Source organism: Sphingomonas pollutisoli (genome assembly GCF_029167165.1).
GTDB classification, from domain to species: domain Bacteria; phylum Pseudomonadota; class Alphaproteobacteria; order Sphingomonadales; family Sphingomonadaceae; genus Sphingomonas; species Sphingomonas pollutisoli.
The window spans coordinates 2,499-8,633 of the sequence record NZ_JARFNJ010000034.1 but is presented as its reverse complement, the minus strand read 5'-3'; the positions used below and the strand labels follow the sequence as shown (position 1 = coordinate 8,633).

The following is a 6,135-nucleotide window of genomic DNA, read 5'->3' as shown; positions in this document are numbered from 1 at the left end:
CAAGCGAGCCGGGCGAGGTTTCACCGTGTGGCGGCAGGGTAGGTTGGCGAAGCAAGGATCGCGCGTAGCTCATCCTCCCACCAACCAAGCGCGGCTCGCGTGCCTATCCCGATTGCGTCGCTGTCCGTCTCGGCAAGGCGTTCCCGCAAGATCGCGATCTTGAATTCCGCCTCCGCCACGTAATCAGCGCGGGACCAACGCTCGAACGGCTTCGTCCTCCAATCCTCATAGATGATTGGTTGCGCCGCGATCGGGAGCGCGAGGGCAACAGCGGGTGCGGCGGCGACGGCAGGCCGAGGAAGCCCCGGCGGGACTGCTGGGTGTTGGTCATGCCTTCGCGCCTCGCTTCTTCGCGGAACGCTTGCGCGAGGGTTTGCCGAACGGCAGGATTTGGCCCTCGGCCGCGGCGAACAGCGGTCCGCGAGTCTCTTGCATAACGGCGCGCAACAGATTTAACGCAGCGTTCCGCGTGAGCGCGAAGCTCATCGTTTCATCGCCAGACTGCAACTCCAGCCACAGCATGTCACCCTCGGTGCGCGCCTTGGGCGCGGCGGACACATAGGCGGTGCTCATGCAACGCCGCCAGTCGCCAGCAATCTGGCGGCATCCTCGGCGATCATCGCCACCTCATCCGGCGGCAATGCGCATTCCTTTGACCAGCGCCCGAGCGCGTCGATCTTTCTGACAAGAGCGAGATAATCCGGGGCCGGTGTCTCTATCATCAGCCCGTATGCGTCGCCGGCAATGCCGCACGCCTCGTCGCCTATTTCGTCCGGGACACCCGGAGCGCAACATCGCAGGAACTCGGCGTTCGCCCGGTCGAAGGCCGCGAGCCGCTGATAGAACAGCGAGTCTGACGGCGCGGCTTCCGCTTGGCCGGCCGAGAGCGCGGCAGCAACTGGCGCTATCGCGATCGCCCCGAGCATCGCGCGGCGGGTGGTCTGAGCGATCATGCCGCACCCCCGATCCGGGCGACGATTGCGGCGGAAGCCGCCGCCATGTTGGTGTGATCCTGCACGACTCGGGGCGCTTTGCACGGATAGCTGATCTCGCTGCCTTTGGCGCAGCGTGTCGCGGCGTTGATGATGCGGAGATCAAGCATTGCCTGCCTCCACTGCCCCGAGGCCGCGTATTTCAGCAGCGGCGGCAAGGAAGATGGAAGCGATGTCCTCAAGGTCGCTCGGGTCGGCGAAATGCACGAGGCAGACGCGCGCGAACTCCGAAAGCCCTCCCTCGGCAGAGTGGCGCGGGATAGCCCGTGAGGGCGGATTCGTCCTGTATAGTTGCATGGTTGGCGTTCTCACTGTGTTGGCCTGTCACAGCCATTCCCCGTGACGGACGGGTTGCCGGGAGGGTGACAGCCGGACAGTGAGACCGGTGGGACGTTTTTACCCGAAGGCTATTGCATGGCGCCCGCACTCCCGACATAAGTCGTCGGCGAGCGGTGGACGCCAATCCACCCTCGGCTCTTCGGTATTTCGCCCCGCGCCAACGGGCCTGAATACCTATCACTGTTCCGGGCTGTCACACCCAACGCGCATTCTGCGCTCACTGAAATCAAAGCGCAAGCCACCTCACGCCAATGGGGTTGCTTTCGCGCGTCTATATCCGCCCCGAATTGGGTAGCTACACCGCCGTAACCGTCTCAGAGCCGGTCGAGATGACCCCGCCCGACACCGGATCGCCGACGCGCGCCACAGCCGCGCCGCCATCGCCGCCGAGGCTCACCGGCCCGACGAGCTCTATTCCGCCCTCTGCAACGATGCGGACCTTCTTCGCCGCCGGGTCGAGCTCTATAAACGTCTCGCCATCTCGCGACCGAAGTTGCGCCGTTCCCGTCGAGATGTTGGGGATAACGTTCGGCTGCGATCGGCCGCCAGGGATGCAGAACCCGTCCGATAGGCTGTGCATCCGGTAGGACATCGGGGGCTGTACCCCGCCTTGTTGCCACCACGCATCGATACAGCGGGACGAAAAGAGGATCAGGCATTCGTCCCCCTGCGCGATCGGGAACGTCAGCACCGCGTCGCCGAAGCCGGGGAAGCAGACCGGGCAATCGACCAGAAGCGGCAGGGGCTTGTTCGCGGTCGTGCCCGCCTGGGGGTCGATCTCCACCCCTTGGATTGAGGGCTGTATCTCAGCCGTCATCTTGGCCGGATCGAACGACTGTATGATGCCAGGCAGGGCGGTCCACATTTGCGACTGACGCTTGCGGGCCTCCATCATGGGGGCAAGCGTCGGATCGTTGAGGCGTTGGCGCGGGTCCATTAGCTCAGCCCTCGTTGATAAAGCGTCGAAAGTCCGCCAGCGTTCGAGAGCGACAGCCCGATTATGTCGGTGTACCACTCGTTTCCGCGCGTATCGCCGCTGTGTTCGAAGTAATAGACCTTGTATTTCCCACCGGGATCGAGCTTTGGAAGCGTGTTTACAAAGTTACGGGCCGGAGAAATCTGCGCTTGCTGGATTGAGCTATTGTACAGGTCTATCACAAGGCCAACGGCAATTCGCGGATTGAGCAGACATCGGACGTTTACGCCCTCTTGTGTTTGGAGCGGCCATCCGACCATACCTGTGTGCATATTGATCGGGATATCGTCGCCTGCTTTCGGCTTCTGCGCGTCGATCACGGCAACGCCGCTCGCCTCATAGTGCCATGTGGCCCCGCTTTCCGTCGCGGCGGTCGTCAGGACTTCGTGCGCCGGCCCGTAAAGAACCTGGCCGCGCGGCATCTTGACGCCATTGTCCGTGGATTGGTCGAGCAGGGGGCGCCCCATTGCGGCGGCGGCGGCTTGCGCGACATCGCCGGAGGACGCGCCAGCGGCCAGTGTCTGGTTCATGCCCGCTTGATAGGATGAGTGACCGACCGCGCACAGCAATTCGAGGTAGGTATCCACCGGGCTTTCTCGCCCGCTCAAGCCTTGAATCACCTCGCCGTCGAAAATCGTCCCGAACTGCCCGTTTTCATATCCGGCCGAGAAAAGAATCTTCCGGTATTCGTTGGCCTTGATCTGGGCCTTCGTGTCGTCGCTCATGTTGTATATGCGGAAGACCGCATATTGCGGATGGGTCACGTCAGCCATCTTGACTGAAAATTTATAGTGCAACTGCGATAGGTCTATCGCCCGCTGGTCATCTCCAAGTAGCAGCGTTGCTTTGCGAATGTAGAATTTATAATTTTCCATTAGAACTGGTACACACTGGCGTTTGTGACGGCTTGGTTTGTCGCGTTTGCCACACTATCCCGCACGGTTTCTCCGATCTCTCGCGCATTGTTTCCCGAGATATTCATGTAGATATTTTGGTTGACCGTTGGGCCAGCAGTTGCGCTTTGGTAGGGAACGCCGAGGAATCGAGCGGCGCGTCGCCCATCTGATATCTCGTCGTATGTGCCCGGTCCCTCGTAGCCGTGGATACCGATCTGGGCTGCCTCAAGGGCGCTCCCCGCGCGCTTCATCCTGTCCCAAACACCGCGATACTTGGTGGTTAGCTCGTGGCGAACGAATTGAAGTTGCTCGGCTAGTGTTGAGCCGTGGATATCGTGCCCGAACTGCCTCTTGAATTCGGCGATGCGATCCGCGCTAAGCCATTGCGCAATGCCCCACGCTCCAGACTTCGGATTTGCGGCGTTCGGGTCGAACCTCTCGTTCTCGCTGAAAAGCATGGCCGCGATGCCCTGCGCGCCGATGTCGTTCGCGCCTTGGCGTTTGAAGTAATCGACAATCTGTTGGCCGGTGCCGGCCGCGAGCGCGGCACCGGCACCGCCTGACGGCGCCGCACCAGCGCTAGGGTTGCGAGCATCCCGGATCGCGCTGCCGGTGAAGCCCGCGACCACACCCTCGCCAGCCAGACCCATAGCTTTGCTGATATCCGGGCCGTGCCAGCCGGTTTTCGGATCGTATGTGACCTGCATGGCGTCGTGGATCGCCTTGATCCGCGCCAAGGACTGTTGCTTGTATCGGTCCTTTTCCTCGGGATTGAGGCTCTGATACGATTCCCAATTCTGATAGGTGGCGATCGCGCTCGCGATTGCTGCCGCCAGTGCGACATATGGCCCTGCCGCGATCACCGCCGCCGTTCCCGCCGCGCCAATCAGCCCTATGAAGAGCGGAAGCGTACCGTTTGCGATTTTGGCCTGAGTATCGACATCGCCCAAGCTAGCGGCGATCTTTTCGAAGAGTGGCGTGACGTATTCCAACACCTTCAATTCTGCCGCGTCGAAGAGTACCCCGAAGCGCGCTTTTACCGCTTCAAGTCGGACTTGTACCCGGTGAGCTTTATCGGCAACATCATCCAAATCAACGCCGACGCTGCCGATCATTTGTTTGTATTGCTGCTCAAACTGGCCGGTATCGCGGAGAGCAACACGAAGCCAGTCAGGGCCAAGCCCGATGGCATTGGCGTATGCGTTTGCTTGCGCCAGACCGTCAGGCCCGCGCTTCGCCATGCGCTGGAAAATCTTCTCAAGGTCGATCAGCGTCTTCGCGCTATCGTTTAAATCCTCTGGCGCAACGCCAAGCGAGCGTAGGAGGCCGTTTGCGCCCTCTCCGAAGGCGAGCTTGAAGTTGGCGATCGAGGCCATCGCCGAACTCGCCATCTCGGCTGATCCGCCAAGCTGGCCGAAAGCGTACTGAATGGCCTTGATATCGCCGACAGACGACCCGAGGTTCTTCGACTGCCAATACAACTTGTCGAAGTCATTCGCGACCTTGACGACAGCTACCGAGATCGCGGCGGTTGCTCCGGCCGCGATCTCGGTGAATACCTTGAGGTTCTTCCCAACGTCGGAAAGTGCCTTATCGAACTTCGCGACGCCGCTATCGTCAACTCCGATGGAGACGAGAAATTCTTTGATGATATCGTCAGCCATCGGAGCTTATCCTTTCGTCGTCAGCGCCTTGTGCGCCCGTGCTTCATTTTCACTTCGCACCATGATTGCGTCGTTCATCCTCGCCACGTCGCGGAGCGAGAGTGTCCCGTCGATCAGGCTTTCGTATCGACAGACGCCGGCGAGGGCTGGCCGCATCAGCCAATCCTCGTCATCAGCCATGCCGACCGGTTCAAAGCCTACGCCGCCGCTGGGAGCGAAACCGAGCCGAGGCCGGTAAAAAAATCCGACAACGGACCTTTCAGCGTCTCGAACGCGAGTTGCAGCATGGTCGGCAGGTTGATGTCGTCGAACATCAGCCGGCCATCGATGTAGAACCGCGCCCAATTGTCGCCGTTCTGCCGCGTGGCGCCCGCCAGACAGCGGTTCAGCACAAACTCGGCATCTTCGTCCGAAAGCTGGCTGAGAGCCGCCAGGACGTGTTCCTGCGCCCCCTTGGCGCCGAGCGCGCCGACGATCGGCATGATCCGCCGGAGGATATGAAACTGGTCGAGCGCGGAGAGCTTGGCGAGGCGATAAGTCACGCCGTTGATTTCGGTTGTGTCGGTCATGTCGTCTTCCTTTCGAGGTAGGGTCACTTCTTCTTTTTCCGCTTCGCCGAGCCTGCCGGCCGGATCACGAAATCGATGCTGTTGCGGTAGGCGCCGGTATCGAGAAGCGGTGTCACGCCGTCACGACCGCGCTTCTTGCGCGCGGCGATCGTGCGTTCCGCCAGCGGGGGCGAGATGCCGTCGGCGATCAGGTTTTTGACCGAGGATGTGGCGAGAAAGCCGATCCGAGTTTCGGCGGCGCGGACGAAGCCGGCCGGATCGGTGGCGGACGTAAGCGCCTTGAGCGTCACCTTGCGGTATTCCGCCACGATCTGCGGTTGGACACGCTGCACGCCCGGCACCAGATGCGGGCGGGCAGGGAGGTTGATTTCGGGCGCGCCGTTCTCCTGCAAATATCCGATTTCTGCGTTGTTGAGCGGCCGTTTCTCGCCCGGCTCGGGTGCCCGAAAGGCTTTCTCCGAAGGTATGCCGACAAGCACGCGATCCTGTATCAGCGCCTTGAGGCCGGCTTTCACCTGTTTGGTGCGGTCCTGGACAACCTTGACATCGACGGGCATCAGGCCAGCCCTTCCGCGTGTTGCGACGCGACGTGTGCGGCCACTTTATCGGCTTCTTCGACGCTGGCGCCGTTCGCCAGCAGGAAAATGCGGATATCGAATCCGTCCTCATCGCCGAGCATCAGTTCCGTCAGCGCCCAGA

The 6,135-nt window shown here is 61.4% G+C and carries 9 protein-coding genes; all 9 read right to left on the bottom strand.

What is annotated here, in order from left to right; genetic code table 11:
- Positions 1 to 327: 327 nt before the first annotated feature.
- Positions 328 to 573, bottom strand: a complete 246-nt coding sequence (locus tag PX554_RS26185) for a hypothetical protein (RefSeq protein ID WP_275505006.1) — start codon at positions 571 to 573, stop codon at positions 328 to 330.
- On the bottom strand, positions 570 to 926 hold the full coding sequence (locus PX554_RS26180; protein ID WP_275505005.1) for a hypothetical protein: 357 nt from the start codon (positions 924 to 926) through the stop codon (positions 570 to 572). The genes PX554_RS26185 and PX554_RS26180 overlap by 4 nt, the downstream gene beginning before the upstream one ends.
- Positions 927 to 949: 23 nt before the next feature.
- A complete protein-coding gene (locus tag PX554_RS26175; protein WP_275505004.1) occupies positions 950 to 1,102 on the bottom strand; it encodes a hypothetical protein in 153 nt (50 codons plus the stop codon).
- Positions 1,103 to 1,626: 524 nt separating this feature from the next.
- The gene (locus PX554_RS26170) at positions 1,627 to 2,268 is read right to left on the bottom strand and encodes a Gp138 family membrane-puncturing spike protein (RefSeq protein ID WP_275505003.1); all 642 of its coding nucleotides are present in this window, start codon (positions 2,266 to 2,268) and stop codon (positions 1,627 to 1,629) included.
- The gene (locus tag PX554_RS26165) at positions 2,268 to 3,182 is read right to left on the bottom strand and encodes a phage protein (protein ID WP_275505002.1); all 915 of its coding nucleotides are present in this window, start codon (positions 3,180 to 3,182) and stop codon (positions 2,268 to 2,270) included. The genes PX554_RS26170 and PX554_RS26165 overlap by 1 nt, the downstream gene beginning before the upstream one ends.
- Entirely contained in the window at positions 3,182 to 4,867 is a 1,686-nt protein-coding gene (locus tag PX554_RS26160; protein WP_275505001.1) for a phage tail tip lysozyme, read from the bottom strand. The genes PX554_RS26165 and PX554_RS26160 overlap by 1 nt, the downstream gene beginning before the upstream one ends.
- Before the next feature lie 6 nt (positions 4,868 to 4,873).
- Positions 4,874 to 5,047 (bottom strand): DUF6889 family protein, encoded by a 174-nt coding sequence (locus PX554_RS26155; RefSeq protein ID WP_275505000.1) that lies wholly within the window; start codon positions 5,045 to 5,047, stop codon positions 4,874 to 4,876.
- A 17-nt stretch (positions 5,048 to 5,064) separates the two neighbouring features.
- The gene (locus PX554_RS26150) at positions 5,065 to 5,436 is read right to left on the bottom strand and encodes a phage tail assembly chaperone (RefSeq protein ID WP_275504999.1); all 372 of its coding nucleotides are present in this window, start codon (positions 5,434 to 5,436) and stop codon (positions 5,065 to 5,067) included.
- A 23-nt stretch (positions 5,437 to 5,459) separates the two neighbouring features.
- Positions 5,460 to 5,993, bottom strand: a complete 534-nt coding sequence (locus PX554_RS26145; RefSeq protein WP_275504998.1) for a hypothetical protein — start codon at positions 5,991 to 5,993, stop codon at positions 5,460 to 5,462.
- Positions 5,994 to 6,135: the final 142 nt, after the last annotated feature.

Coding starts and splice junctions, on each gene's coding strand:
- PX554_RS26185 (WP_275505006.1), bottom strand. CDS start 573: ATGAGCACCGCCTATGTGTCCGCCGCGCCCAAGGCGCGCACCGAGGGT.
- PX554_RS26180 (WP_275505005.1), bottom strand. CDS start 926: ATGCTCGGGGCGATCGCGATAGCGCCAGTTGCTGCCGCGCTCTCGGCC.
- PX554_RS26175 (WP_275505004.1), bottom strand. CDS start 1,102: ATGCTTGATCTCCGCATCATCAACGCCGCGACACGCTGCGCCAAAGGC.
- PX554_RS26170 (WP_275505003.1), bottom strand. CDS start 2,268: ATGGACCCGCGCCAACGCCTCAACGATCCGACGCTTGCCCCCATGATG.
- PX554_RS26165 (WP_275505002.1), bottom strand. CDS start 3,182: ATGGAAAATTATAAATTCTACATTCGCAAAGCAACGCTGCTACTTGGA.
- PX554_RS26160 (WP_275505001.1), bottom strand. CDS start 4,867: ATGGCTGACGATATCATCAAAGAATTTCTCGTCTCCATCGGAGTTGAC.
- PX554_RS26155 (WP_275505000.1), bottom strand. CDS start 5,047: ATGGCTGATGACGAGGATTGGCTGATGCGGCCAGCCCTCGCCGGCGTC.
- PX554_RS26150 (WP_275504999.1), bottom strand. CDS start 5,436: ATGACCGACACAACCGAAATCAACGGCGTGACTTATCGCCTCGCCAAG.
- PX554_RS26145 (WP_275504998.1), bottom strand. CDS start 5,993: ATGCCCGTCGATGTCAAGGTTGTCCAGGACCGCACCAAACAGGTGAAA.